This is a genomic window from Phenylobacterium sp. (assembly GCF_030679875.1).
Classification (GTDB): domain Bacteria; phylum Pseudomonadota; class Alphaproteobacteria; order Caulobacterales; family Caulobacteraceae; genus Phenylobacterium.
In genome coordinates, this window is the sequence record NZ_JAUXSP010000032.1 from 39867 (window position 1) to 65426 (window position 25560).

General features: G+C 65.0%; 23 protein-coding genes. 12 read left to right on the top strand and 11 right to left on the bottom strand.

Annotated elements, in window-relative coordinates; translation table 11 throughout:
- Positions 1-171: 171 nt before the first annotated feature.
- Entirely contained in the window at positions 172-945 is a 774-nt protein-coding gene (locus Q8K84_RS17150) for a PhoH family protein (protein ID WP_305283971.1), read from the top strand.
- Positions 946-982: 37 nt separating this feature from the next.
- On the opposite strand, the gene Q8K84_RS17155 is transcribed toward Q8K84_RS17150, so the two are convergent.
- On the bottom strand, positions 983-1555 hold the full coding sequence (locus tag Q8K84_RS17155) for a TetR/AcrR family transcriptional regulator (protein ID WP_305283972.1): 573 nt from the start codon (positions 1553-1555) through the stop codon (positions 983-985).
- A gap of 95 nt (positions 1556-1650) precedes the next feature.
- On the opposite strand from Q8K84_RS17155, the gene Q8K84_RS17160 reads away from it, so the two are divergent.
- Positions 1651-2505 carry a metal-dependent hydrolase gene (locus Q8K84_RS17160; protein WP_305283973.1) on the top strand — a complete coding sequence of 285 codons (855 nt, stop codon included), beginning with the start codon at positions 1651-1653 and terminating at the stop codon, positions 2503-2505.
- Here the strand turns inward: Q8K84_RS17160 and Q8K84_RS17165 are convergent.
- The 5 genes from Q8K84_RS17165 to Q8K84_RS17185 all read right to left on the bottom strand — a co-directional run bounded on the left by Q8K84_RS17165 (position 2502) and on the right by Q8K84_RS17185 (position 8249).
- Positions 2502-3467: an alpha/beta fold hydrolase gene (locus tag Q8K84_RS17165; protein WP_305283974.1), complete on the bottom strand. Its 966-nt coding sequence runs from the start codon at positions 3465-3467 to the stop codon at positions 2502-2504. The genes Q8K84_RS17160 and Q8K84_RS17165 overlap by 4 nt on opposite strands.
- 44 nt (positions 3468-3511) lie before the next feature.
- Positions 3512-6388 (bottom strand): response regulator, encoded by a 2877-nt coding sequence (locus Q8K84_RS17170; protein ID WP_305283976.1) that lies wholly within the window; start codon positions 6386-6388, stop codon positions 3512-3514.
- A gap of 108 nt (positions 6389-6496) precedes the next feature.
- Positions 6497-6688 carry a DUF3126 family protein gene (locus Q8K84_RS17175; RefSeq protein ID WP_370867887.1) on the bottom strand — a complete coding sequence of 64 codons (192 nt, stop codon included), beginning with the start codon at positions 6686-6688 and terminating at the stop codon, positions 6497-6499.
- A gap of 98 nt (positions 6689-6786) precedes the next feature.
- Positions 6787-7629, bottom strand: a complete 843-nt coding sequence (cysE, locus tag Q8K84_RS17180) for a serine O-acetyltransferase (RefSeq protein ID WP_305283977.1) — start codon at positions 7627-7629, stop codon at positions 6787-6789.
- An 11-nt stretch (positions 7630-7640) separates the two neighbouring features.
- On the bottom strand, positions 7641-8249 hold the full coding sequence (locus tag Q8K84_RS17185) for an NUDIX hydrolase (RefSeq protein ID WP_305283978.1): 609 nt from the start codon (positions 8247-8249) through the stop codon (positions 7641-7643).
- Positions 8250-8365: 116 nt separating this feature from the next.
- On the opposite strand from Q8K84_RS17185, the gene Q8K84_RS17190 reads away from it, so the two are divergent.
- The gene (locus tag Q8K84_RS17190) at positions 8366-8935 is read left to right on the top strand and encodes a nitroreductase family protein (protein ID WP_305283979.1); all 570 of its coding nucleotides are present in this window, start codon (positions 8366-8368) and stop codon (positions 8933-8935) included.
- Positions 8936-9184: 249 nt separating this feature from the next.
- On the opposite strand, the gene queF is transcribed toward Q8K84_RS17190, so the two are convergent.
- Positions 9185-9640, bottom strand: a complete 456-nt coding sequence (queF, locus tag Q8K84_RS17195; RefSeq protein WP_305283980.1) for a preQ(1) synthase — start codon at positions 9638-9640, stop codon at positions 9185-9187.
- Between the two features lie 126 nt (positions 9641-9766).
- Between queF and Q8K84_RS17200 the strand changes: the two genes are divergently transcribed.
- From Q8K84_RS17200 to Q8K84_RS17210, 3 genes are all read left to right on the top strand, one after another.
- Positions 9767-10570, top strand: a complete 804-nt coding sequence (locus tag Q8K84_RS17200; RefSeq protein WP_305283981.1) for an SDR family NAD(P)-dependent oxidoreductase — start codon at positions 9767-9769, stop codon at positions 10568-10570.
- Positions 10571-10758: 188 nt separating this feature from the next.
- A complete protein-coding gene (locus tag Q8K84_RS17205; RefSeq protein WP_305283982.1) occupies positions 10759-11445 on the top strand; it encodes a TorF family putative porin in 687 nt (228 codons plus the stop codon).
- 213 nt (positions 11446-11658) lie between these two features.
- On the top strand, positions 11659-13596 hold the full coding sequence (locus tag Q8K84_RS17210) for a nucleoside-diphosphate sugar epimerase/dehydratase (protein ID WP_305283984.1): 1938 nt from the start codon (positions 11659-11661) through the stop codon (positions 13594-13596).
- A gap of 114 nt (positions 13597-13710) precedes the next feature.
- On the opposite strand, the gene Q8K84_RS17215 is transcribed toward Q8K84_RS17210, so the two are convergent.
- The 3 genes from Q8K84_RS17215 to Q8K84_RS17225 form a co-directional block, all read right to left on the bottom strand.
- Positions 13711-13920: a hypothetical protein gene (locus Q8K84_RS17215; protein WP_305283985.1), complete on the bottom strand. Its 210-nt coding sequence runs from the start codon at positions 13918-13920 to the stop codon at positions 13711-13713.
- Positions 13921-14049: 129 nt separating this feature from the next.
- A complete protein-coding gene (locus Q8K84_RS17220; RefSeq protein ID WP_305283986.1) occupies positions 14050-15906 on the bottom strand; it encodes a phosphoenolpyruvate carboxykinase (GTP) in 1857 nt (618 codons plus the stop codon).
- A gap of 571 nt (positions 15907-16477) precedes the next feature.
- Complete coding sequence (locus tag Q8K84_RS17225) at positions 16478-17047, bottom strand: polysaccharide biosynthesis/export family protein (RefSeq protein WP_305283988.1); 570 nt, start codon at positions 17045-17047, stop codon at positions 16478-16480.
- A gap of 556 nt (positions 17048-17603) precedes the next feature.
- Here Q8K84_RS17225 and Q8K84_RS17230 point away from each other — a divergent pair.
- From Q8K84_RS17230 to Q8K84_RS17255, 6 genes are all read left to right on the top strand, one after another.
- Entirely contained in the window at positions 17604-18503 is a 900-nt protein-coding gene (locus Q8K84_RS17230; RefSeq protein ID WP_305283989.1) for a transglutaminase-like cysteine peptidase, read from the top strand.
- Positions 18504-18868: 365 nt separating this feature from the next.
- Positions 18869-19990 (top strand): O-antigen ligase, encoded by a 1122-nt coding sequence (locus Q8K84_RS17235; protein WP_305283990.1) that lies wholly within the window; start codon positions 18869-18871, stop codon positions 19988-19990.
- Complete coding sequence (locus Q8K84_RS17240; protein WP_305283991.1) at positions 19987-20547, top strand: hypothetical protein; 561 nt, start codon at positions 19987-19989, stop codon at positions 20545-20547. The genes Q8K84_RS17235 and Q8K84_RS17240 overlap by 4 nt, the downstream gene beginning before the upstream one ends.
- 190 nt (positions 20548-20737) lie before the next feature.
- The gene (locus Q8K84_RS17245) at positions 20738-21223 is read left to right on the top strand and encodes a hypothetical protein (protein WP_305283992.1); all 486 of its coding nucleotides are present in this window, start codon (positions 20738-20740) and stop codon (positions 21221-21223) included.
- Between the two features lie 144 nt (positions 21224-21367).
- Positions 21368-22651 (top strand): outer membrane beta-barrel protein, encoded by a 1284-nt coding sequence (locus tag Q8K84_RS17250; RefSeq protein WP_305283993.1) that lies wholly within the window; start codon positions 21368-21370, stop codon positions 22649-22651.
- Between the two features lie 175 nt (positions 22652-22826).
- Positions 22827-25031, top strand: a complete 2205-nt coding sequence (locus Q8K84_RS17255; protein WP_305283994.1) for a polysaccharide biosynthesis tyrosine autokinase — start codon at positions 22827-22829, stop codon at positions 25029-25031.
- Between the two features lie 22 nt (positions 25032-25053).
- On the opposite strand, the gene Q8K84_RS17260 is transcribed toward Q8K84_RS17255, so the two are convergent.
- Positions 25054-25335: a hypothetical protein gene (locus Q8K84_RS17260; protein WP_305283995.1), complete on the bottom strand. Its 282-nt coding sequence runs from the start codon at positions 25333-25335 to the stop codon at positions 25054-25056.
- Positions 25336-25560: the final 225 nt, after the last annotated feature.

Here is a 25560-nt window from a genome sequence, read left to right on the forward strand (position 1 = left end):
ACGGAGTGCATGGCGCTGCGTTTTCGATCCCGGCGGGGCTCCCTCGCCATCGATGACCCGACGATGCTCGGGAACGGGTCGCCCCCCGGCGCGCCCCCGGCCCCCCCTCCTTCTCTGTCGTCCTCCCCTCAGGGGCGGTCCTCCCAGGACTCGCCCCTTTTTCATGCCCCCATGGAGGCTTTGATGACCAAGCGTGCCCTGAAGCGACAACTGCGCGAAGGCGCCTTCGACGCCGAGCAGTTTGAAGATTCGAAAATCCGCCGGCTGCCCATCGAGCGAGGGTGGTCGCCCCTGGGGCCAGGAGAGGAAGGGCGAGATCAGAGCTATCTCAAAACCATCAAGGCCAAGTCGCCAGGACAGGAAGAGCTCATCGCGGCGATCGACGCCAAGAACCTGGTGCTGGCGCTAGGCCCCGCCGGCACCGGCAAGACCTATCTGGCGATCGCCAAGGCGGTCGAGGCCCTGGAGGCCGGCCGGGTCGGCCGCATCGTTCTGTCGCGTCCAGCGGTGGAAGCCGGGGAATCCATCGGCTTCCTGCCCGGCGAGATGGAGGACAAGCTCGCCCCCTATCTGCGCCCCCTCTATGACGCCCTGTCTGATCGCATGTCGATGAAGCGGGTCCGGTCCCTGATGGCCGAGGGCGCCATCGAGATCGCCCCGGTGGGCTTCATGCGCGGCCGCACCCTGAACAACGCCTTTGTGGTCATCGATGAGGCGCAGAACTGCACCTATGTGCAGCTGAAGATGCTGCTCACCCGCCTGGGCTGGCACTCCACCATGGTGGTCACCGGCGATCCCGCGCAATCGGACCTGCTGCCTGAACTCTCGGGCCTTGGCCCCGTGGCGGAGAAGCTGGCCACTGTGGACAATATCGCCGTGGTGCGTCTGAAGGACCGCGACATCGTTCGCCACCCCCTGGTGGCCGAGATGCTGGGCGTCCTCTAGGTCAAAGGGGCCGGGGGAATTCAGGCGCCCTCGGCCCCTACTCGTTCAGCGCCGCGGCCAGTCCGGCCTTGAGGAAGGCCAGGGCCGCCTCTCTCGTGGTCTCGGGGGGCCTGCCGACAAGCTCGGCGAGGGACCGGCCAATCAGGCCAACCCCCATGGCGAGAGAGACGGCGACCAGGATCAGGTTGGTGGCGCGCTCAGGGTTGATCCCTTTCTGGGCCATAGGCCCGGAGATCACCTCCTCCACCGCGGCGCGAACCAGGGTGAGGCGACGGGTCTCACCGGTCAGCTCAAGCCAGGCGGCGAGGCGGGCGCCGCCGGCGGACTCAAAGGCGTCGAACAAAACCTGCCCTACCCCCTCCAACTGCTCATGCGGATCATCTGGCCGCTCGGCCTCAAGCACCCGGGCGACCAGTTGGCGGATCATTGCTTCGGCCAGCGCCGTCTGCACCCCATCGATGGAGCCGAAATGGTGCAACACCGTGGCATGGGAGACGCCGGCGCCTTTGGCGACGTCCACCAGCTTCAGCGCCTGTGGCCCGTGGTCCACCAGAAGCTGCTCAGCGGCCTGCAGGATGTTCTCGCGGGCGGCCGCCGGGGAGCGACGCATACGGCGGGCGGCTTCTATTGACATTTTTGTAGATAACTCTACCTTTGAGGCAGGACAAGTATCGGGTCAGCCGACCCGTTGCACAGGATCATGCCATGACGCGCAAGACCACGCCCGCCGATGTCGATGTGACCCCTCGGGATATCCATTTCGACGCCAGCCCAACGAATTCCGGCCACTGGCTGGACGGGGACCCGGTGGCCACGGCGGTGTTCAACGCCCTGTCGCTGACCTTTCCAGACGGAGAGCGTCTGTTCATGGACGCCGTGCGCCACTATCGCGACCGGGTCTCAGGCAAGCTCGCCGAAGATGTCCGAGGCTTCATCGCGCAAGAGGCGATCCATTCGCGCGAGCATCACAGTCTCAATCAGCTGATCGACCGGGACCGCTATCCCGTGGCCGAGATCGAGGCGCAGGTGCGCGAGCGGGTGGCCTTCAGCCGCGGCCGTGGTCCCATGGCCATGCTGGTCTCCACCATCGCCCTGGAGCACTTCACCGCCATGATGGCCGAGGTGCACATCCGGCACCGGGACGAACTGTTCCAGAAGACCGATCCCGCCATCGAACGCCTGTGGCGCTGGCACGCCCTGGAGGAGACCGAGCACAAGGCGGTCGCCTACGACGTCTTCATGGCCGCCACCAAGGACTGGTCGCCCTTCCTTCGCTATCGCCGCCGTTGCATCGCCATGGCGCTGATCACCATCATGTTCACCCGCAACATCACCCGCTACGCGGCCCGCCTGCTGGAGGCCGACGGCTATACGCCTGAGGCGGCGCTCAAGGCGGCCAAGCAGTTCGTCTGGGTCAAGCCAGGGCTCTTCCGCCGGGGCTGGAAGACCTACTTCGCCTGGTACCGTCCGGGCTTCCACCCCTGGGACCAGAAGGCCACGGGGCCCGTTCTGGCGGCCTGGAAGGCGGAGTTCGACGCTGCGGCCTTGAAGGCCGCCTAGCGCGTCGGCGGAACGCTTCCTCGGCGCTCGCCGCCTGCGGCGATCACCCGCTTCACGGCGGCGACGATCTCGCTGTTGTGAGCGTGCGAGAGGATGGTGGCGTGGCCCGCGGCGGGAACGGCGGCGTAGCTGCCGTGATCAGAAGCTTCCACCGGCGCGAGGCGGGCCCGGCCCCACGCCCCGTTAGAGTCAGCCGCGGCGCCGGCCGTCACCACGGCGACCGGCCAGGCTGGATCCAACCCGCCAGCCGCCCGAGCCATGGCTGCGCTCTCCAGCCAATGGGCGGCTTCGTTGGCGGCGTTGCGAGCATGGCGGCCCGAGACAAAGGCGGCCTGCTTCTCGCGCACCGCCGGCCCTGCCAGCCCGATCCGATCACCAAGGAAGAACAATGGCTTGGCCAGGCCCAGGCTGATGGCCACGGCCGACCCCTGAGACAGACTGCCAAAGGTGGTGACGAAGCGGCGAACCAGAGGGATTTGCACCGCCTCTGGCGTGGCGGCGTCCACCAGGACGATGCCGGCGACTCGCTCTGGGTGACGGGTGGCGAAAAGGCGTACGTGCTGGCCGCCCATGGAGTGGCCCAACAGAACGACAGGCTCATTGATCCTCGCCGCCGCCATCAGGCGTTCCAGATCGGTGACGACCGCAGCGCTGTCGCGCGGGCGCGGACCAGGATCGGAATAGCCCAGGCCCGCCCGGTCATAGGCGCAACTGCGCACCCCCTCGGCCGCCAGGGCGTCTTGCAGATCAGCGAAATCAGCGGAAAACCCGAAGGCGCCGGCCTCAAGCCAGACGAGCGGAGCCTGCTCGGGTCCTGCGCAGACCAGTCGCAGGCGCCGGTCCCCGAGGTCGACCATCTGGCCGCGCACCTCCTTGGGCGAGAACAGGGCCTCGATGACGAGGCCAGTCCCGATCCACAGGACGAGCAGCGCCCCTACAGCCAGAGCGAAAACCTTCAGCATGACTCGCTCCGGGCGAAATATTCTTCCTCCCTTAGCCTCGGGCTTCAGGCGGCGGTACCCAGGAGTTTCAGCGCCGCCTCGGCCGCGCTGTCCAGATTGCGCTCAACGGTCGTCAGGAAGGTCTCGGGGTGGATGGGCTTGGAGATGAAGTCGGTCATGCCCGCGCCGTAGCAGGCGTCCTGGTCAGACTGCATGGCGTTGGCGGTCATGGCGACAATGGGGACTTGGGAGGCGGCGCCCCCCAGGGCCCGGATGCGGCGGGTGGCCTCAAGCCCATCCATGACCGGCATCTGCATGTCCATCAGGATCAGGTCGAATTCCCCCGCAGCGACGGCTTGCACAGCCAGGGCCCCGTTGACCACGCTGACGACCTCACAACCCATGCTCTCCAGCAAGGTGCAGGTCAGCAGGGTGTTAATCTCGTTGTCCTCGGCCAGCAGAATCCGCACGCTGGCCGAACCATCCGGTGCGGCAGGCTCCCCTGTCTCCAACGCGTTGGTCGGTTGAGTCTCAAAAGCCAGCCGGTCAAGACCCGACCAGGGACAGCGGCTGCCCAGTCGGCCCAGGGTATCGGTCAGCACATGCTGGCGCACCGGCTTGGTGAGAAAACCGTCGAGAGCTGGCCAGGTCTCCATATCCTTGCGCGATGGCGCGCCCATGGAGGACGCGACAACGATCCTGGGCTGATGCTCGCCGCCGGCCTCACGGATGCGCCTGGCCACCTCATCGCCGGCCATATCGGGCATCATGTGATCCAGCAGGACGATGTCGAAGGGCCGACCGGCGTCACAGGCCGCCGCTAACTGATCCAGGGCGCGCGGGCCGTTCTCCGCCTCAGCCACCATCGCCCCTTCGGATTCAAGCTGCCTGCGGAAGATGTCGCGGTTCAAGGCGATGTCGTCGACCACCAGGATGCGCGCGCCATGCAGGGCCCAGGGGGTGACCGTGAGCGCCCCCTCCTGGGTCAGCTCGGCGACCGGCAGCTCCAGCTCAAGCCAGAAGATGCATCCGCCACCTGGCCTGTCGCTGACGCCGATTTTGCCGCCCATCAGGCCAGCGAGTTGGCGACATATGGACAGGCCAAGACCTGTGCCGCCAAATTTCCGCGTGATCGAGCCGTCGGCCTGGTGGAACTTCTGGAACAGGCCAAGCTTGGCCTCCTGGCTCAGGCCAGGCCCAGTGTCAGCCACCTCGATCCTTAGCGCCCTGCCGCCCTGCGCGCCGGCGCCGGACTTGACCTCGATCGCCACGAAGCCGCGCTCCGTGAATTTCACGGCGTTGGCGACCAGGTTCAGCAGGATCTGCCGCAGGCGGGTGGGATCGCCGGTGAAACCGCCCTGCGCCCCATCATCAAGATAGCAGGCCACCTCCAGCGACTTCTCTGCGGCCCTGGGCGCCAATAGCTCGGCCACGTCCTCCACCAGGCTGGTCAGATTGAAGTCTATGGACTCCAGGTCGACCTTGCCGGCCTCAAGCTTGGACACGTCCAGGATGTCGTTGATGATGGACAACAGGCTTTCGGCCGAACTCTGCACGGCTTCAGCGTATTTGCGCTGCTCCGGCGCCAGTTCGCTGCGCAGCAGAAGAGCGTTCATGCCAATCACCCCGTTCATGGGGGTGCGGATCTCGTGGCTCATATTGGCCAGAAATTCGCTCTTGGCGCGGTTGGCGGCCTCGGCGGCGTCCCGCGCCTGGGCCATCTCCACCTCCGCGCGCTTGCGGCTGGTGATGTTCTGCAGGGCGCCGACCAGACGCAGCGGCTTCCCGGTGTCGTCGGTGATCAGCTCCGAGGTCGAATAGGCCCAGATCTCCTGGCCGTCATCGCGCGCCACGCGGTATTCGACGCGATAGGGCTCGCCCGTCGCCTGGTGATGCTCCCAAGCCGTCCGAGCCATCTCGCGATCATCAGGATGCACAGAGACCCAGATGTTGCGGAACAGATCATCGTAGGTCAGGCGCTGGTTAAAAAAGGTGTCTTCAGCCCCGATGCTGAGCAGCTGCCGGGCCTTGTAGTCCAGCTCGTAGACATGGATTTCCGAGAGCTCGGTGGCCAGGCGCATGCGACCTTCGGAGCGTTGAGCGCGGTCCAAGGCGTCCACCAGATCCGAGATGTCCTGGGAGAGCAGCATAAGCCCGCCCACCTTGCCGTCGGGAGTCCGCCAGGGCCCTACCTCGACTCGCGCCCAGATCTGCCGGCCGTCGGCCGTCTGAAACCGGACCCGTTCACCCTTCAGAACCTCCCCCTCCAGACAGGCCCGGACCCGGTCGCCCCAGCGCTGGAAGACATCGGGCAGCAGGTCGCTCAGGGCCTCCCCGTGGATTTCGCGTCCCTCAAGGCCAAACTCTTCGCGCCAGCGGGGGCTCGAGTGCATGAGCCGCAGATCACAGTCGGTCACGGCCAGGGCCACAGGCGCCGAAGCCATCAGGTTGAACATTAGTTGTTCTGCGGCGTCCGCCTCAGCCCGGGCATAGTCGCTGGCCCGTTCGGAATAGAGGCGCTCTGCGGCGGTGGCGACACCTTCGGCCAGGTCCGACAGCGCCTCGGCCAGATCCAGGTCCGCCTCGCGGGGCGCGCCCGAAACGATCGTCAGCCGACCCCTGCGGGACTGACCATCAAAAAGCATCGGGGCGCTGGCCACGAACGCGGCATCAGCAAAGCCCAGCTCGGCGTTCTTGTCTTTCGAAGCCGACCACAACGGCGCGGCAAACAGGTCCTCGGACCCAGCATCCAGCACCAGTTCCAGAACACCGTCTTCGCCACAACGGAACGCGTCATCCCCATCGTGCAGGACGATTTCGACTCGATCCGCCGCGAAGTGGGCCCGCGCCGCCCGCGCCATGCGCCGGAGCACAGGCCGCAGGGCCAGGGCGTCAAACTTCGGGGAGGCCTCGCCACCCCACAGCTGTACTGTCCCGAACATTCGAAAGATCCACCAAACCCGATTTGGGTAAGGTCAACCTGAGGGGGTTAACGGGACGTCAAATGCTGCTTTGATGAGCTAGTTCAGCCTAATCCGTCGGCGCCGCCCTCAGGGCAGATCTTCCGACAGGATCGCCATTTCGAACATGTATGAGCCGGCTTCGTCCTCGTCCTCAAAGACCACGCCAATGAACTCATCGGCGATATAGACCTCGGCGGAGTCTTTCTGCTTGGGGCGCGGAACCAGGGTGATCCTGGCGTTGGCGAAGGTGCCGCGCAGGTGGCCTTCGACTTTACGCATGGCGCGTTCGTCCACGGGGGGCTCCTTTGGAATCTGAAGAGGCCGCGAACCTAGACGTTCGCGGCCTCCTGTAAAACCTCGATCGGACTGATTTCCGTTCAGATGACGTAGTCGTACACAGCCTCGGCCAGGGTGTGGTCCATGCTCCGGGCCGGTTCCTCACAGGTCGGGCAATTGACCAGACGCGCAGGCACGCCCGCGGCGGTGCAATGGGCCGGCACCGGCTTGAGCACGACTGACCCCGACGCCACCTTGGCGTAGTCGCCTATGGTGATATTGCCCAGCACCTTGGCGCCCGCGCCCAGCAGCACACCGCGGCCGATCTTGGGGTGGCGATCGCCGCGCTCGGCGCCGGTGCCGCCCAGGGTCACACCCTGGAGCAGAGAGACGTCATCGCCGATCACGGCGGTCTCACCGATCACGATGCCCGTGCCATGGTCGATAAAGACACCGGAGCCGATGCGGGTGGCCGGGTGGATATCCACCTGGAAAACCTCGGACATGCGGCTCTGAAGATAGAAGGCCATGGTGTCGCGACCCTGGCCCCAAAGCCAGTGGGCGACCCGCTGGGTCTGGAGGGCCAGGAACCCCTTGAAGAACAGGAAGGGCTGCACATAGCCCTTGCAGGCCGGGTCGCGCTCGAAGACCGCCCGCAGGTCGGCCTCAGCCACGTCCACCAGACCAGGGGCTGCAGCATAGGCCTGTTCAGCGATATCGCGCAGGCTCATGGCCCGCAATTCCTGGTCGCCGAGCTTGCGGGCCAGCTGATAGGACAGCGCGTCGCCCAGGCTGTGATGACTGAGAATGACGGCGTTCAATAGCGAGGCCAGCGCGGCCTCGTCACGGGCGGCGCGCTCAGCCTCGTTGCGCAGAGCGGCCCAGACTGGCGGGGCGTGCCCCGGATCGATCACTTCCAGCCTTGCGGCGTCTTCCCGTCCCATGGGCTCTCTCCCTAACTTAGCAGCCGGCGCGCGAGCGCCGACGGCAAGGCCCCTTCCTTGGCCATATGGTAGGCCCGAAGCAGCATCGCTAGCGTCAGCATATCAGGCATATGGCCAGCAAGCGCGGTTTCCAGGGCTTCAGAAAAAGGAACCCGCGCCACTGCAAGGTCCTCAGTGTCGTCCGGCGCCTGATCCACAGGGCTGAGACCCAGGGCCAAAAACCCCACGGCGCGCTCGTCGGTGACGGAATTCGAAAGCTGCGCGCGCAAAACCTCCCGCCACTCGGCGGCCTCCAGCCCGACCTCTTCGCGCAATTCGCGTCGGGCATGCTCGAGGGGATCGCCATTTACGGGGCCGCCGCCTTCGGGAATCTCCCAGCTGTAGTCGGCATGGGGGAAGCGGTTCTGTCCGACCAGGGTGACGGTCCCGTCCTCATGTAGGGGCAGGATCGCCAGGGCGAGGTTCTTGAACCGGACCACCCCGTAGCGCGCCTTCGCGCCGGTGGGCGCGACGGCGTCATATTCCTCCAGGGCGATCCAGGCATTGTCAAAGACCCGGCGAGGGGGCCCTGCCCCCCAGGGACGGCCATGGGACTGGCGCCAGATCGGTTTCTGCGACATATTCTCAACTAGAGCGGCCGGTCGAACTGAAATTGAGCGCCAGATTATTCGGCGCGTCCACGAAAAGGTATCCCTTGCCCCTGTCCCTGCCTGATCCTGTCCCCTTGGGAACTCCGATGCCACAGGCCCCTCGGCCTGAGGTCCTGGACTTTCTGGCCACCCGCCGCTCGGCCTCGGCCCTGACCCTGGCGGCGCCTGGGCCCACGTCAGACGAACTGGACATCCTTGTCCGTCTGGCCAGCCGGGTCCCCGACCATGGCAAGCTCACCCCCTGGCGGATGATCCTGCTGGAGACCGCGCCCAAGGCTGAGTTCGCCGCCCGTCTTGAGGCCCTGGCCCTGGCGCGCGACGACGCCAAGGCCGCGGCCAAGCTCGCCAAACTCAAGGCGCCGCCGATGGGGGTGGCCGTGGTCGCCCGGCCGCAGCTCAGCGAAATCCCGGAGTGGGAGCAACTGCTCTCCGCCGCAGCGGTCTGCACCAACCTGCTCTATGGCGCCACGGCCATGGGCTACGGCGCCAACTGGATCACTGATTGGTACGCCTATGATCCCGACGCCCTGAAGGTTCTGGGGCTGGAGGCTGGTGAGCGCGTGGCGGGGTATATCCTGATGGGCTCAGCCAAGGAGCCCCCGCTGGAGCGGGTGCGACCCGATGCGTCGGACCTGATCAGCCGCTGGAGCGTCTGACACACCGCCCACACAGAAAGACCGGCCAGCGCAAGCGCCGGCCGGTCTCCGTGACACGCCCGAGGAGAGTTGGGCCTGCTCTATATAGCAGTTGCGACCCCCTACCACCAGATGGCGTCGGGTATTGCCGCACTCGCGCACCAGTGAGAAATGACATCGCGCCGAGATTTTCTGATCAAGCTTGACTGTAAGAAAGCGCCGTTTCTGTCCCCTGCGGGTCGAAGATTAATCGCGCCGGGCTGGGCGCGACTATCCTCGGCCGCGATAGGGCGCGACCCCCTGGTCAGGTAGCCAGAGACCCTCCGGCGCCGCCCCCGACTGCCAGAAGACGTCGATGGGAATGCCCCCACGCGGGTACCAGTAGCCGCCGATCCGCAGCCAGCGCGGCTCGGCCACAGCCATGATCCTGCGACCGATGGCGACCGTGCAGTCCTCATGGAACGCGCCGTGATTGCGGAACGAGGCCAGATAGAGCTTCAGGGACTTCGACTCGATCAGCCAGCGGTCGGGCGCATAATCAATCACCAGATGGGCGAAATCGGGCTGGGCGGTGACCGGGCACAGGGAGGTAAACTCCGGTGCGGTGAAGCGGGCCAGGTACAGGACTTCAGCCTGGGGATTGGCCACCCGCTCAAGCACGGCCGTCTCAGGGCTCTCAAAGCCACGGACGTCCTGGCCAAGCTGGGTCAGATGGGTCTCTTCCATGCCCGCGCTTTAGCCCCGCCGCGGTCAGGGGGCAACTGGCGGGCCCGCGACACATGGGTCAGGTCTGGCTATCACTGCGAACACAGAAACGCGCAGGCCTGAGCCTTGCGCCAGGAGGGACACCCCATGAGCGGACAGGATTTCAAAGACTATGTGGTGGTGGTGACCGGAGCATCCACAGGTCTTGGCCGGGCGATTGCGGTGGAAACCGCCTCCCGCGGCGCTGCGGCGATCATCATCAACTTCGCCCGCAGCCGGGAAGAAGCCGAGGAGACGGCCCGCCTGGTGCAGGCGCACGGGGCGCAGGGCGTCCTGGTGCAGGGCGATGTGGGCGAGGATGACGACTGCAAGAAGATTGCGGCGGCCGCAGCGCCATTTGGGCGGATCGACGCCCTGTTCAACAACGCCGGGGTCACCAAGTTCGCCCCCAATCACGCCGACCTGGACGCGGTACAGGCCCAGGACTTCCTGGATCTCTATCGCGTCAATGTGGTGGGCGCCTATCAGACCCTGCGCGCCTGCCGCACGCTGCTGGAATCGGCGCCCCAACCCGGCGCGGTGGTCAACACGTCCTCAATCGCCGGCGTGATGGGGATCGGCTCTTCAGTGCCCTATGCGGCCTCAAAGGGCGCCCTGACCACCATGACCCTGTCGCTGGCCCGGGCGCTGGCGCCCAAGATTCGGGTCAACGCCGTCTGCCCGGGGTTCATCGACACACCGTGGTTTGAGAAGGGATTGCCGGCCGGACGGGCTGAGAAGATGCGCCAGGGGGCCGAGGCCTCCACCCCGTTGAAGGCCGCCTCGAGCGCCGAAGACGTGGCCGGCGCCACGGTGTTTCTCGCCTCGCCCGCGGCGCGCCACATCACCGGTGAAACCCTGCTGGTGGACGCCGGGACTCACCTTGGGGCCGCACCGCTCAGTATGCGATAGACCTGTGGCGCAAGCGTGACAGTGGCGCGCCTTTTTTTTAGGCGCGGTTACTGAGGGGTGCCGAAATATTCGTCACCGTCTATGCAGGCGCTTCTGTGCGGCCAGCCCACGTTGATCTGCGCGCCTGCACCATGAGGATGCAGAACGTCGGTCGGGCAAGGCCAGATCGGGAACTCAAGGGGATAAAAATGAAAACTCTCAAGATTACGCTTCTCGCCGCCGCTGCGACTCTGGCCATGGGCGGCGCCGCCGCTGCGCAGGAATCGCCGGTCAGCTTCAACCTCGGCGTTGCGTCCGACTATGTTTACCGTGGCGTCAGCCAGACCGATGAAGGTCCGCAAGTGTTCGGCGGCGTTGACCTGGCCATCGGCGAAATGGGCTATGCGGGCATCTGGGCCTCGAACGTCGACTTCGGTGACGACACCGTGGCCGAGGTCGACTTCTACGCCGGCGTCACCCCCACCCTGGGCATCGCGTCCATGGACTTCGGCGTGATCTATTACGCCTACGTCGATGCGCCGTCGGGCTCGGACTACAACTTCTGGGAATTCTCGGCGGCGGGCTCCGTGCCGGCTGGCCCGGCTGAGATCGGCGCGGCCATCTACTATTCGCCGGAATTCTTCGGCGGCACCGGCGACGCCTTCTACTATGAAGTGAACGCCGCCGCCCCGCTGACCGAACGCCTCAGCGTCAGCGGCGCGCTTGGTCGCCAGGAGCTGGACGGTGGTGGCGACTACACCACCTGGAACATCGGCCTGGGCTTCGCCATCAACGACACCATCGGTGTGGACGTGCGCTATCACGACACCGACGAAGACAGCCTCGGCAAGATCGGCGAAGGCCGCGTGGCCGCGAGCCTCACCGCCGCGTTCTAAGCCACTTCGAGCCTAAATCTGGAAGGCCGTCGCCCTTGGCGGCGGCCTTTCTTATTTCCACCAAATTCCACATCCAAACCCTGGACTGATAAGTTGCGCGACGGTGTCGTGCGTCGTCGCTGGGGATCACTTCTTCCCTGAATTGAGTTTGGTTGGACGCGGGTCACGCCCCGTCTATGTTGTCGGCTCGCAGGGAGTCGCGGAGAGCAGCCCATGATGCGGATGGCCTTCCGAGCACAGACTGTCATCGTCGATGTCGCCATCGCAGCCCTGGCCTTCGTCTGCGCCTACCTCTTGTCGCCGTCCGCCATCCCCGACCTTGGATTTGACGGCGCCCCATCCCTGAACATCATTCAGCTGGCGGCCATCTACGCCGCCTTCGCGGCGGTCTTCACGACCCTCTTCCGCGGTGAACTGTCGCCCTGGCGCTACGCCTCCATCCCCGACGCCCTGGTCATCGCCCGGATCGCCGCCCTGACCGCAGGTCTCTTCCTGCTGACGGTGTGGATCGTCGACCGGGCCGCCACCCTCCCGCGCTCCGCCCTCGCCATGGCGGTTGTCTTCCATGTGACGGGCTGCCTGGGGCTGCGGGTTTTTCGCCGCGCCATTCACGAGCATGCCCTGGTCAAGGTCGCTCCCCTGCGCAGTTCCGCCGCGGCCCAGGCCCCGCCTCTCCTGCTGATCGGGCCCCCGGCCCTGGCCGACACCTATTTGCGCGACGCCGCCCGCGCCCATGACCGTCGCTACACGCCGGTCGGCATCATCGGCATCGATATGCGCGACGTGGGCCAGCAGGTCCGGGGCGTCTGCATCATTGAGAGCCTGGATCGACTGGAAGAGGCGTTGGACGATCTGCGCCGGTGGAACCGCTATCCCAGAGCGGTGCTGTTCCTCGACGAACCCAGCCGAATGAAGGGACTTAACCCCGACCACCTTGGCCGCTTCCGCGCCGATGGCGTGCGCATGCTTCGCCTGCCCAGCATCGTCGAGCTTCGCCACCACGAGGGCGCGGCCCTCATGCCGCTGCGCGATGTCAGTGTCGAAGAACTGCTGGCGCGCGAGCCCATCCAGCTGGATCGCACCCCTGTCGCCGCCCTGATCCGTGACCGCCGCGTGCTGATCACCGGGGCGGGCGGCAGCATCGGGGGCGAACTGGCCCGGCAGGCGGCGGGCTTTGGTTGTGCGCATCTGACCCTGGTGGACAGCTCCGAGGCGGCTCTGTTCACGATCGACCGCGAACTGGCCGAGACCTACCCTGATCTGTCGCGTTCGGCGGTGCTTTGCGATGTTCGCCACGCAGGCCGCCTGCAGGGCCATTTCGAGGCCCAGGCGCCGGACCTGGTCTTCCATGCCGCGGCCCTGAAACATGTCTCGATGGTTGAGCGACACCCCTGCGAGGGCGTCCTGACCAATGTGATCGGCACCTGGAATGTGGCGGAGGCCGCTCGACTCTGCGGGGCGGCCCAGATGGTGCTGATCTCCACCGACAAGGCCGTCGATCCCACCAACGTCATGGGCGCCACCAAGCGCCTGGCCGAGGCGGTGATCCAGGCCCAGCAGACAAATGGCGCCCGCACCCGTTTCGCCGCCGTCCGTTTCGGCAATGTGCTGGCTTCGGCGGGCTCGGTGGTGCCGATCTTCAAGTCGCAGATTGAGCGCGGCGGGCCGGTCACCCTGACCCATCCCGACATGACCCGCTTTTTCATGACCATTCCGGAAGCCGCCCAGCTGGTGATGCACGCCACCGCCGCCAGCGCCGAAGATCAGGACGCCCAGGCGCGCCTCTTCCTTCTGGAGATGGGCCAGCCGGTACGGATCATGGATCTGGCCCGCCAGATGATCGCCCTGTCGGGACGCACGCTCGGTCAGGATATCGAGATCAAGATCACCGGGCTGCGGCCGGGCGAGAAGCTCAATGAGACGCTTCTCGACGACAACGAGCATGCGACGCCGTGTGCGCCGAAGGTGATGCAGGTGGTGTCAAACTCCGCCGTCCGGATCACCCCTGGCCACCTTCAGACCCTTGAAGCCCTGGCTGAGCAGGCTGACTCCGAAGGCGTGCGCACAGCCCTATTCGATCTGGTCGGACAGATCCGCGGGCAGCGCCCAGGTGGCGCACCCAAGCTGAAGGTCGTCGTGGGCGGGAGCTAGGCTCCGTCGGGATCTGGTTTTCAGGCTGGGTGCAGTTCAGCGAATGACGCGGCGCCCCTGAGGCGACGGCGTCCCCTCGGCAGGACATCAATCAGGAAGCCCAATTTTACGAGGTCAGACGGAACCTGCGGGCGCACGGCGGCGCGCGGGACCCGACAGGCCGATCCAGGCCACATGGCGCATGGCGCGGTCGATGGCGGCCTTGGCGGTATCCTGGCAGGCGTCGAGGCCCGAGGCGACGATCTCGCCGGCCTCATCATATACGCTCCAGACCCAGCCCATGGCGTCCTGGCTCATGGAGTAGGCGAATAGTGGCTCAGACATTCCCGGCCCCTGTTGCGCTGCAACATACTCAGACATCAGACGGCTCCTGAACGCGCCCTGTCAAGTTTCGATCCCTCTCGACCTGACCGCTCTGAAGGATCGCGGCCATTTCGAGCAGGGGGTTGCACACTACTCCGCCGCTGCCACAGCCTGTCCGCGGCGCTCGGCCTGCAGCCGGGCGACCAGGGCCGCGTGCTCATCCCAGAGCGCCTTGGGGAGGCGATCACCGAACCGCTCATAGGCCGGCGGGATCAGCGCGGCTTCCTGGGTCCAGATATCGGCGTCGACGGTCAGCAGCAGGTCAAGCTGGGCGTCAGTGAGGTCGAGGCCCGCCAGATCCAGGCTCTCGCGGCTGGGCAGGCGTCCGATGGGGGTGTCGACAGCTTCCGCGCGGCCGCCGAGACGTTCGACGATCCATTTCAGAACCCGGCTGTTCTCGCCAAAGCCCGGCCATACGAACTTGCCGCGCTCGTCCTTGCGGAACCAGTTCACGAAATAGATCCGCGGCAGCTTCTCGGGATCGGCCTGCGCGCCCAGCTTCAGCCAGTGGGCGAAGTAGTCGCCCATATTGTAGCCGCAGAACGGCAACATGGCGAAGGGATCGCGGCGCAGTTCGCCGATGGCGTTCTCGGCCGCGGCCGTGCCTTCTGAGGCCACATTGGAGGCCATGAAGACCCCGTGACGCCAGTCGAAGGCCTCGGTGACCAGAGGTACGGCCGAGGCCCGGCGACCGCCGAACAGAATGGCCGAGATCGGCACGCCGGCGGGATCCTCCCACTCCGGCGCAATCACCGGGCACTGATCGGCCGGAACGGTGAAGCGGGCGTTGGGATGGGCGGCGGGCGTCTCCGACGCGGGCGTCCAGGGATTGCCGCGCCAATCGGTGAGCGCCGGCGGCGGCTGTGCGGTGAGGCCTTCCCACCAAACGTCGCCGTCAGGGGTCAGGGCGACGTTGGTGAACACGCAGTTGGCGTGCAGGGCGTCGATGGCGTTGCGGTTGGTCTCAAGGCCGGTGCCTGGCGCGACGCCAAAGAAGCCGGCCTCGGGGTTGATGGCGTAGAGGCGGCCGTCTTCGCCGAACCGCATCCAGCAGATATCGTCGCCAATGGTCTCAGCCGTCCAACCCGGCAGGGTGGGCTGCAGCATCGCCATATTGGTCTTGCCGCACGCACTGGGGAAGGCCGCGGCGATATAGCGGACGTCCTTCTCCGGCGAGGTCAGCTTGAGAATGAGCATGTGCTCGGCAAGCCAGCCCTCGTCTCTGGCCATGACCGAGGCGATCCGAAGGGCGAAGCACTTCTTGCCCAGGAGCGCGTTGCCGCCGTAGCCGGAGCCGTAGGACCAGATCTCCCGGGTCTCGGGGAAGTGGACAATGTACTTCTCTTCGTTGCACGGCCACGGCACGTCGGCCTGGCCGGCCGCCAGCGGCGCGCCGAGGGTGTGGACGGCGGGCACGAAGAAGCCGTCCTGGCCCAGTTGTTCGAGGGCCGGAGTTCCCATGCGGGTCATGACGCGCATCGAGATGGCGACATAGGCGCTGTCGGTAATCTCCACGCCGATGGCGCTGATCTTTGAGCCGAGCGGGCCCATGCAGAAGGGCACCACATACATGGTGCGCCCGCGCATGCAGCCGTCGAACAGGCCCTCGAGCTTGGCGCGCATCTCGCTGGGTTCGGCCCAGTTGTTGGTCGGACCCGCGTCCGCCTCGTCTTGCGAGCAGATGAAGGTCCGGCTCTCCACCCGCGCCACGTCGCGAGGGTCAGAGGCGGCATAGAAGGAGTTGGGGCGGAGATCGGGGTTCAGCCGGGTCAGTGTGCCGCTTTGCACCAGGTCAGCGGTCAGCTGGCTCCACTCGGCTTCAGAGCCATCACACCAGTAGACCCGCTCCGGCTTGGTCAGGGCGGCGATCTCTTTCACCCAGGCGTTGAGCCCGGCATGGCGGGTCGGCGTGGCGTCCAGGCTCTTCGTCAAGGTCGCTTCCGTCATGAGGGTCTCCATCACCTGGCCGTCAGCCCGATCAGCCATTGGCCGCCGGTGTTCGTTTATGAACAAGTCCATAATGCGTGACGTCGAGTGTGCAAACTGCGGGCCGCCGGATTTTTTGCATTTTGCCTGCTTAAACTCGTGCATTCCTCGCTTAATTCGGAAGGCTCAACAGGTCTTGGTTAGGCTGCAGTTCTAGCGGCGTTTCGCCGCCGGAGACCAGGCGCGCCGAATGGCTTCGCTGGCCCAGACGCCGCCCGCGTAAATCGGAACGACGGGAAGGAGCAGCAGCCAAGCGCTGACCACGGCCGCCAGCTGCGCCCCGGCGGCCAGGCGTCCCAAATCCTCAGCGGCTCTTGGGGAGATTGATGGTGTTGGGCGGCCTGGATGCATGGGTCTTCTCCTGCAACCAGGAGAGGCGCTTGCTGGGCGCAATTCAATGGATGGACCGCTCAGCCTGGGCGCCTGGGCCGGCAGGTTGCGCTCGCCAGGTCAGCCAGACGAAAAAACCTCCCCGCGCGCAGCGCGAGGAGGCCTTATCGACACCGTTCCCTTGGTAGGAAAAGTGTTGAGCTTAGAAGAAGCGCTCGGCGATCCGAATGGTGTCCCCCGGCGCCACCGGCGTCATGGGGGTCAACGGAAACTCCCGCTCATCATCGGTGTCGCTACGCTTGATGTACACCCGGCGGTTATTGGCGCGGTAGGTGAAGCCACCGGCCGTCGCCACGGCGTTCAGGACCGACAGGCCGTTGGTGTAGGGATACTCGCCGGGGCTCTGAACCTCGCCCAAGATGTAGAAGGGCCGGTAATTGAGCACCTCGACGCTGACCCGCGGGTCACGGAGATAGCCTTCCTTCAGCGCCGTCTGGATGGACGCTTGGATATCGGGGATCGTGAGACCCTGGGCCTTCACTTCGCCGATCAGGGGTAGGGAGATGTTGCCTGATCCGCCGACGAAGAACTCGCCCGTCAGGCTCTCCTCGCCATAGGTGATCACCCGCACCTTATCGCCGGATCCCAGGCGGTACTCCGGAAGGACACGCACCTCTGCGGCCGTCTGGTCCTGAGCCTGAACCGTCAGTGGCGCGAACGCCGTCGCACATACCGCCGCCACCGCGACCAGCAGGGACAAGAATCTCTGCATCTCACTCACGCTCCACATCTTTCAAGCGTCCCCCACAACCTCCCTTCTACCGCAGTGCGGCGAGACGGGAAACTCCCATAGGGGTGCGGCCGGAACGGCCCCCAAGATATAAGGATAACAAAAGCAGAATAGAACATTTACCAGCGATGAACAGCCCATTCAGATGATGTAAACCTTAACAGGCCAGCAACCGAGTTTCGTATCGTTATGTATACCCTATAACTACAGCAATGCTTAAGCGGCTTTATCGTAAACACCTCCCAACAGAACTCCAAAAGGGGTGGGTGTGGTGTTGGTCAAAAAGACTCTGTTTACTCAAGCCGCTATCGTTGCTGCTTCCCTAAGCCTTGCGGCATGCGCAACGCTACCCGAGGCGAGCACGCCCATGGGCTTTGGGGTGGCCGCGGTGCCTCCGACTGGCTATCTCGACTTTTGCCAACGACAACCCGAAGACTGCGGCGGCGCACCGGCTGAGGTCGTGCGCAAGGTCGCCGAAGTTGAGCTGGCTAGACGCGGTGCGTCGGAGGCGCGCCTCATCCTGGCAGGCGTCCAGCCCATGACCACCGCGGCGCTGCCAGGGCGCAATGTGAACTGGGGAACGGCCTTTGCTGAGGCCCGCCTGAGGCGGGAGGCCGCTGAGCAGTCTAACGCCACCCTCGAGGCGGCCATGGCCGACACGCAGATGGCGGCGAGCCCAACACCTCCGCTGCTGAGGGTGAGCGCCGACGCCCAGAGCCCCCCCGTGCGGCTTCAGCGTCTTGGGACATCTTCCATCGGACCCGCCATCCCAGAGCTCCCCCGCCCATCCGAGGCGCCCATCGCCCAACCGGTGGAGCGCCCTGCCCTGACCCCGGCGCTTTGGGGACAGCTGACCCGTATCAATGACAAGGTGAACCGGCAGATTGTCCGAAGGGCTGACATTCAGACCTATGGCGTGCTGGACCGGTGGGCGACGCCGCTGTTGAACGGTGAGCAGTACGGAGATTGCGAGGACTATGTCCTGGAGAAGCGGCGGGCTTTGGTCGCTGCGGGCCTGCCCGCCAGCGCCCTTTCGATCGCCGTGGCCACGACCAGCTGGGGGGAAAGCCACGCCGTCTTGTTGGTCGCCACCGATAAGGGGGACTACGTCCTCGACAGCCTGACCCCGTGGATCTTGCCCTGGCGCAAGGCGAGCCTCACCTGGGGCGCGCGTCAGGTGGCTGGCGCCCCGTTCCGCTGGGCAATGGTCAGCCAGGCGGTCGTGACTGACGCCCCGCCCAAGGCTGAGCCCGCCACCTTACAAGTGGCGACCTCAGCCGATGCCGCGGCGTCCCACACTGTGCGGCTTGTCGGGAGCGGCGCATTTTCCGCTCGTCCTTATGGGGTCGAGCAGCCCACCGTCAGTGTGAAGGGGCCAGAGCCCATCATGACCTTGGCCCTGGCAAGCGGCAGCCCCTTGCGCGGGCTCCTTCACTAGGGGAAACCTCTGGCTGAACTGGGGCTCGTGCGCCAGTTCAGCTCATCTGGGCGTAGGACGCGCTCGAAGATGGTGCTCAGAGAGTGACGTCAGCCTCGGAAGTGGCCTGCGTCCGGGGGAGCGGGGGACCGGTGGGGCCTAAACAGAGCGTCAGCCGAACAGGCGCCGGTGAGCGTACGCGCCGCAAGATCTGGCCGCCCCCAGAAGGCGCCGGCCTAGCTGCGGCGGGCCTGGGGCTCATCTTTATCGCGCACCTGGCCTATGGAGCCTTAAAGGTTGAGGCGAGCCTTCTAGCGGTCGGCGCCTCCGCCCTCCTGCTACTGGCTTGCCTAGCCACACCAGCTATTCGTCGCGACCTTCTGCGCGTGCGCGGCCTTGCCCTGCCCGCAGCCCTGTTTGGATTGGTGCTGCTAGCGGGGCTCTTGTCGCTAACCCCATTGGGTCCAGCCGGGGTTCACCCGGTTTGGGCCTTTGTGGGTGTGTCGCCGGGCTCAGCCACAATTGATCGTTCCGCCACCACGCTCGAACTGATCAAGCTTCTTGGCCTCGGCTGTCTATTTCTCGTGGGCGCCGCCACAGGTGCGGCCGATGGCCGGGCGCGAACGGCGGTCAACCTGATGATTGCGCTATCTGCCATCTTTGGGCTCTGGGCGTTTTTCAACTTCACGACCGGCGTTCAGTACCAGACCCAGAGGGGTCGGCTGGAGGGGACGCTGATGAGCCCAAACACCGCCGGCACATTTTTCGCCATGATGGTGATTGTCACGCTCGGCCCGCTGCTGAGAGATCTTCGTGGCGTATCGGCCGGTCAAGCCTTGCAGAAGGCCACTGGATATTGGGCCGCCTTGATCATTCTCGTCGGCTGCCTTCTGGCGACCGCCTCAAGGGGCGCTGCGCTGGGGACAGGGGTCAGCGTTATCAGCTTGTTGGTCATCCTGTTCTTTGCGGGCCGGGTGCGCCTTGGCCGCGTGACGCTTATCATGCTGGCGGCGGTCGTCGCCGCAATGGTCGCGCTCTACTTCGTCGGTGAGCGATTGGTGGAACGGTTTTCGACCTTCGAGGAACACGCTGACGGCCGGCTTGAGATGTTCGCCATGCACTGGCGCGCCTTCCTCGCGTCTCCCCTCGGCGGCTACGGCCTCGGGACCTTTGACACCATCCACCGGCTTCTTCTTGACGCCTCCACCTTTAGTTCGATGTGGACCGTCAGAGCGACCCACAACGTCTACCTGCAATGGCTGGAGGAGGCCGGCCTGCTTGGCGCCGTTCCCATGTTCGGCGCGATCGCTGCGGTGATCACGATCAGTCTCGTGCGGGGCCTACGACGAACGCGAATGACCTATGTCCTCTTCGCCCTTGTCGCGGCGAATCTGGCGGTCCTTGTGCATGGCTTCTCCGACTTCGCCCTGCAGACCCCGTCCATCGCCCTGATGTGGAGCTACTTGCTCGGGCTTCAATTTGCGATGTCGCAAGGGTCGCAAAGATGAGAGTTCGTCCCCAACTGCTGACCCTCATCGGTATGACGCTCCTGCCCCTGGCGACCCTGGGCCTGGTAGCCGCAGCCCTGGCCGCCCTGAGCCCTCAGTCCAGCCCTCTCGCCTCTCCCTTGATCCTGACCTTGGGCCAGAGCCGAGCCGCAGACGCAGCGCTGGCGGCGGTCTCACCCGATCTTGAGGCCGCGGCTCTCGCAAGCCTGCGGGCCATCGACCACACCCCCTACGATTCCAGCTCTCGCCTGCGCCTGGCCTATATTGACAGCCTCGACGGCGGACTAAGCCCCCAGGGGCTCGAGCACCTAGAAACCTCCTACGCCCTCCTCCCCCTGGATCAGTATGTGGCCACTTGGCGGGTGGGGTTTGCGCTAGAGCATTGGGGAGACCTAACGCCGGAGTTGCGCAAGAAGGTGGAAGCTGAAGCTTTTGCCTTCCTCGGCACATCTCGGCGTCGCGAGATGCTTGCAACCCTAGAAGCTGTCGACTCTCCCACTGGGATCGTCCCTGCGATATTCTGGCGTGAACGTTTGAAACGCCCGCGCCGACCCTAGGTTAAACTCCCCTCCGATGTGCCCATTGCCGCAAGAAGTGGCGTTCCCGGTACAATCAGCGGGCGAGAAAGACACAGTTTGGGTGGGCATTACTGCACTACAGCACGAACCCCCTTGAGAATTCCTGCGTCCTGTGGCCATAGGAGACGCACGGCAGCTACGCCGTTAACGTTTTTAGGGGAGAGGCGGCATGAGCCTCAAAGTGATGGGCGTCAGCGCCGTGGCGCGCGCCATGGTTGCAGTCGCCGGCTTCGGTCTTGTTGCGCTCCCGGCTGCTGTGGCGATCGCCCAAACCACAGCCACTGAGGCGGCCCAGGTGGAAGCGCTTGCCGAGGCGATCGCCGTTGCGGTGGCCGAAGCTGTGGCGGCGACTGAAGGCATGTCTCCGGAAGCCCAAGAGGCTGCCGTGGAAGCCGCCATCGAGTCCACTGTGGCCGCCAGCGGGCTCTCTCCCGCTGTCGTCGCCGCTGCGATCACCCAATCGGCCACTATCCTGGCTGCTGCAGGCATTAGTACTCCGGCGGTGACTGCTGCGATTTCTACGGCCTCCGCCGCCGCCCAGTTGGCCGTCGCCCAGGCTCCTGCCGCGGGCGCTCCGACGGGCGCCCCGGCGCCGCCGGCGCCGCCCACGACGATCACTGCGCCTATCTACGTGCCGCCTGGCGCGACGCCGTAAGCATTCGCGTTCCCCACTCTAGGCATGCCGTCCTTGGACGGTATGCCTGACGGGGTTTAAGCTTGACCATCTCAATCTGGACTTGCGCCCTGCGCAACCTAAGAACCTAGGGGTATGCCCGTGACTGCGGACAAGAGAGTGCTCATGGCCGGGGCAGCGATCGCGATCGCCGCCGGTCTCTCCAACCCGGCGGCCGCCCAGTCCGCCCGCGGCGAGTTGGCGTCAGCCAGTAATGTCGACACCAATTTCGCCCGCGACCGCAACATCGCGGTCATGCAGCGTCCGCGGGACGGCTACCAGGCCGTTGGCATCCGGATGGGGTCCTTCATGGCCTATCCGAAGCTGTCGCTGGGTGTTGAGCACAACGACAATATCTATGCGACGGACGGCGGCGAGACCGACGATCTCATCTGGCGCGTGGCGCCGGAGATCAGCATCTCTTCGGATTGGTCGCGGCACGCGCTGACCGCCTATGCCCGCTCGTCCATCTTGCGCTACCAGGACTTCGATACCGAGAATTCGGAAGATCTGTCGGTGGGCGCCTCGGCCCAGATCGATATGCAGCGCAACAGCTTCATCGCGCTAGGCGTTGATTGGGCAGACCTGATTGAGCCGCGGACGTCACCCAATGCCGTCCTCGGCGCGGTGGAACCGACCGAGTATGAAACCATGGCTGCTCGAGCAGCTGTGAGCCATGAACTGAACCGTCTTCGGCTGTCGGGCGGATATGCGTTCAAGAGCTTCGACTATGAAGACGGACGCAACCCGGGCGGGGGCGCCATCCCGCAGCAGTACCGTGACCGCGACGAGCATGTGGTCACCGCGCGCGCTGACTATGCGGTGAGCCCGGCGACGGCCCTCTTCCTCGAGGTCAGCCGCAATGTGCGCGACTATCGTCTAGCCCGCCCAGCTGTGACGTTGGTGCGTGACTCTGAAGGCACCCAAGCCCTCGTCGGCTCAAACTTTGAACTCGGCGCCGTGGCCCGTGGTGAAATCGCAGTCGGCTACTTCAACCAAGAATATGATGATCCGACGCTTGGCGACATTGATGGCTTCGGCGCCCGGGCGCAGGTGGAGTGGTTCCCCACTCAGCTCACCACGGTGACCTTCACAGGGTCACGGACGATCGAAGAAAGCGCCTCGCCTGGTTCGGCCGGTTATACCTCGGCGAACGTCGGCGTGAAGGTTGACCACGAGTTGATGCGCAACGTCATCCTGACCGGCAATGTTTCGCATGGTAAGGACGACTACCAGGGCATCACCCGCGAGGATGATCGGTTCAACGCCGGTATCGGCGCCACCTACCTGTTGAACCGCCACACTGGCTTGACCTTCGCCTACAGCCACATGGACATGGATTCCAGCGGCGTCGGCGGCCAGGACTTCAAGGTCAATAAGGTCGGCGCGACCCTGGCCCTCCAGTTCTAGTTCTAATGGCCGGGCCCCTGTCGGGCCCGGCCATTAATCTTCCCGGCGTCGTTCGGCCCTTGATGGCCTCCGGCTTGCAGACCACGGTGGTTGCAACGCCAGTTTCGGGACACCGATTTCGATGAATGCTTTCTCCCAACCCTCCCCTGACTCCAGTTTCGAGGAGGCTGGAGGGATGCCCGGTGGCCGCCGCCTCGGCGGTGGGCTGGCAGATCAGTTTGATCTGCGGCGGCTATTCAACGTCTTTCGCCGCCGGATGCGTCTATTCGGCGCCATAGCGGCGCTGGTCTTCCTGGCGGCCATCTTCATCACGTTCACGGCGACGCCCATGTACACGGCGACGGCGAACGTGATGCTCGACACGCGACAGGAGCGGGTCGTCAGCGCCGAGGCTGTCCTTTCAGGACTGTCGGCCGACTCCAGCGTCGTCGACACCGAAGTCGAGATTCTGAAATCGCGCCGACTGGCCGAGCGCGTCGTTAATGCGCTGCAGCTGTCGCAGGACCCTGAGTTTAATGCTGAGCTCGCCCCTCCGAGCGTCCTTTCCAACATCAAGGACTCCGTCCTCGGCTTAGCATCAGCCGCTAAACCTCGTGACATTCCCGATGACCCGATCGCCCTGCAAAAAGCGCAAGAACGCATTGTCGACGGCGTACTCGGACGGCTGTCGGTGCGCCGCGCTGGCCTGACCTACGTCATCAATGTGAGCTTTGAGTCAGAGAGCCCGACCAAGGCCGCCACCATCGCCAATAAGTTTGCCGAGCTTTACCTGCTCGAGCAGCTGGAGGCGAAATTTGACGCCACCCAACAGGCCAACAGCTGGCTCAACTCTCGCCTTGAGGGTCTGCGTCAGCAGGTGCTCAGCGACGAGGCTGCGGTTCAGAACTACCGGATTGCTAACAACCTGCTCAGCGCCGCCGGCACCAATCTCACCGAGACTGAGATTTCCAACTACAATATGACCCTCTCCCAGGCCCGGGCGCAGGTGGCTGAGGATGAGGCGCGCCTCAGCACCGCCAGGAGTCAGCTGGCCCGGGGGTCCTCCGGAGACGACCTTGGAGAAGCGCTTAGCTCTCCGGTGATCCAACAACTGCGCCAGCAGCGGGCCACGGTCTCAGCCAAGGTCGCAGATTTGCAGGGACGCTATGGCGAACGCCATCCTGAAATGCTGACGGCTAACCGGCAGCTCGTCGATATTGACGCTCAGATCCAGGCTGAAATTCAGCGGATCATCTCCAACCTCGAAGCAAAGGTTCAGGTATCTCGTCAACGGGCCGGGGCGATCTCAGGTAGTCTTTCGAACGCCCGGGGCACACTCGTTGGCAACAACCAAGCCCAGGTGCGGCTCAATGAGCTTGACCGGACGGCCGAGGCCAGCCGAACCCTCTACGAGAGCTATTTGAACCGCTACAAGGAGACGAGCTCTCAGCAGGGGATCGAGCAGTCAGACGCGCGTATCGTCTCTTCAGCCACCATTCCCACGGGTCAGAGCTCGCCGAAGGTTCCGCTGAACCTAGCTCTAGGTCTGGTCCTAGCTATGGGTTGCGGCCTAGGCGCTGTCGTCCTGGCTGAGATGCTCGACTCAGGTCTCGCCACGGCTGAGGACGTGGAACATCGCCTGGAAGTGTCCTATCTCGGCGCCATCCCGCTTCTGGCGTCGGTGGCTGAGGGCAAGATGGGGTCGCCGATCGACTATGTGATCGATAAGCCCCTTTCGAGCTTTGCTGAAGCCTTCCGAAACCTGCGGGCTTCCGTGACCTATTCTCGCTTAGGCGAGTCCGTGAAGGTCGTGGCGATCACGTCGTCCCTGCCTGGCGAGGGCAAGACCACCACCTCGGTGTGTCTGGCCCGTTCGGCCGCTCAGCAGGGTCTTAGGGTTATTCTTGTCGACTGTGACCTTCGCCGCCGGTCTGTAAACCGGCTGTTTGGCGCTGAACCCACCCGTGGGCTTATCGAAGTCCTGGCTGGCGAAGCGACACTGGACGAGGTCCTGACGACCGACCAGGTGACGGGCGCCCGTCTACTGCCGCTCGCCAAGTCCAGCATGACACCTAAGGACGTGTTTGGCTCTGCAGCCATGGACCGCCTGCTTGAAGAGCTGCGTCGCAGCTACGACTTGGTCATCCTGGATACTGCACCCGTACTGCCGGTGGCCGACACCCGGGTTCTGGCGCCCAAGGCCGATGTGGTGGTCTTCCTGGCCCACTGGCGCAAGACGCCACAACACGCCATCGAGGCGGCCTTCCGTCTCCTGTCGGGCACCGGGGCCCATCTGGCGGGCGTTGCGCTCACCCAGGTCGATATGAAGCAGCAAGCCAAGTATGGCTACGGCGACCCAGGCTATTACTATGCAGAGTACAAGAAGTACTATGTGAGCTGACCCAGATCGGCGGTCTGCGGGCTCAGCCGAGCGCGCGGGCCGTCAGCTGGAACAGGAGCGCCGTGGCGGCCCAGAAGGCCCCGCAGCTGACAACCACAAAGGCCAGGGTCCTGCGGGCCGACCAGTTATCCTGCGGCGCCGCCTCAAGCGAGCGGCGCAGATGGTCCTGGAGCCGCAGGGCCGGACTCTCAGCGCCGAGATCGCTCGGCGAGGCCAGTCTGGCTGACCAGAGCGCTGACTCTGGCGAGACAATGTCAGGTGTTATGACCGCTTCTGCGGTGAAAGGCTTAAGTTTGGCGCCCACATCCAGTCCCTCCCGAAGGTCCCGGAGGTGATAGCAGGTAGCGGCTAACAAACTCTCTCTGCGCGAAGACTCTCCTGACCTTGGCGCCGGGGTCCCGCAATTCAACCGGTCAGGGCCTTGCGCCAGCGCCTCGGACCCGACCGCGCCCGTGACTCGGCGGCCCTCTCCTTCGGGAGCCGTCATCTCAATATCTTCTTGGTTCTGTCGCCTTGGCGACGGGCCCCC

Excerpts from the sequence above, each read along its gene's own strand:
- Q8K84_RS17170 (WP_305283976.1), bottom strand. The coding sequence starts at position 6,388 with ATGTTCGGGACAGTACAGCTGTGGGGTGGCGAGGCCTCCCCGAAGTTT.
- Q8K84_RS17220 (WP_305283986.1), bottom strand. The coding sequence starts at position 15,906 with ATGACGGAAGCGACCTTGACGAAGAGCCTGGACGCCACGCCGACCCGC.
- cysE (WP_305283977.1), bottom strand. The coding sequence starts at position 7,629 with ATGGGACGGGAAGACGCCGCAAGGCTGGAAGTGATCGATCCGGGGCAC.
- Q8K84_RS17240 (WP_305283991.1), top strand. The coding sequence starts at position 19,987 with ATGAGAGTTCGTCCCCAACTGCTGACCCTCATCGGTATGACGCTCCTG.
- Q8K84_RS17225 (WP_305283988.1), bottom strand. The coding sequence starts at position 17,047 with ATGCAGAGATTCTTGTCCCTGCTGGTCGCGGTGGCGGCGGTATGTGCG.
- Q8K84_RS17190 (WP_305283979.1), top strand. The coding sequence starts at position 8,366 with ATGCCACAGGCCCCTCGGCCTGAGGTCCTGGACTTTCTGGCCACCCGC.
- Q8K84_RS17200 (WP_305283981.1), top strand. The coding sequence starts at position 9,767 with ATGAGCGGACAGGATTTCAAAGACTATGTGGTGGTGGTGACCGGAGCA.
- Q8K84_RS17155 (WP_305283972.1), bottom strand. The coding sequence starts at position 1,555 with ATGCGTCGCTCCCCGGCGGCCGCCCGCGAGAACATCCTGCAGGCCGCT.
- Q8K84_RS17150 (WP_305283971.1), top strand. The coding sequence starts at position 172 with ATGGAGGCTTTGATGACCAAGCGTGCCCTGAAGCGACAACTGCGCGAA.
- queF (WP_305283980.1), bottom strand. The coding sequence starts at position 9,640 with ATGGAAGAGACCCATCTGACCCAGCTTGGCCAGGACGTCCGTGGCTTT.
- Q8K84_RS17215 (WP_305283985.1), bottom strand. The coding sequence starts at position 13,920 with ATGTCTGAGCCACTATTCGCCTACTCCATGAGCCAGGACGCCATGGGC.
- Q8K84_RS17185 (WP_305283978.1), bottom strand. The coding sequence starts at position 8,249 with ATGTCGCAGAAACCGATCTGGCGCCAGTCCCATGGCCGTCCCTGGGGG.
- Q8K84_RS17175 (WP_370867887.1), bottom strand. The coding sequence starts at position 6,688 with ATGCGTAAAGTCGAAGGCCACCTGCGCGGCACCTTCGCCAACGCCAGG.
- Q8K84_RS17230 (WP_305283989.1), top strand. The coding sequence starts at position 17,604 with ATGACCACCGCGGCGCTGCCAGGGCGCAATGTGAACTGGGGAACGGCC.
- Q8K84_RS17245 (WP_305283992.1), top strand. The coding sequence starts at position 20,738 with ATGAGCCTCAAAGTGATGGGCGTCAGCGCCGTGGCGCGCGCCATGGTT.
- Q8K84_RS17205 (WP_305283982.1), top strand. The coding sequence starts at position 10,759 with ATGAAAACTCTCAAGATTACGCTTCTCGCCGCCGCTGCGACTCTGGCC.
- Q8K84_RS17165 (WP_305283974.1), bottom strand. The coding sequence starts at position 3,467 with ATGCTGAAGGTTTTCGCTCTGGCTGTAGGGGCGCTGCTCGTCCTGTGG.
- Q8K84_RS17250 (WP_305283993.1), top strand. The coding sequence starts at position 21,368 with ATGGCCGGGGCAGCGATCGCGATCGCCGCCGGTCTCTCCAACCCGGCG.
- Q8K84_RS17210 (WP_305283984.1), top strand. The coding sequence starts at position 11,659 with ATGATGCGGATGGCCTTCCGAGCACAGACTGTCATCGTCGATGTCGCC.
- Q8K84_RS17255 (WP_305283994.1), top strand. The coding sequence starts at position 22,827 with ATGCCCGGTGGCCGCCGCCTCGGCGGTGGGCTGGCAGATCAGTTTGAT.
- Q8K84_RS17160 (WP_305283973.1), top strand. The coding sequence starts at position 1,651 with ATGACGCGCAAGACCACGCCCGCCGATGTCGATGTGACCCCTCGGGAT.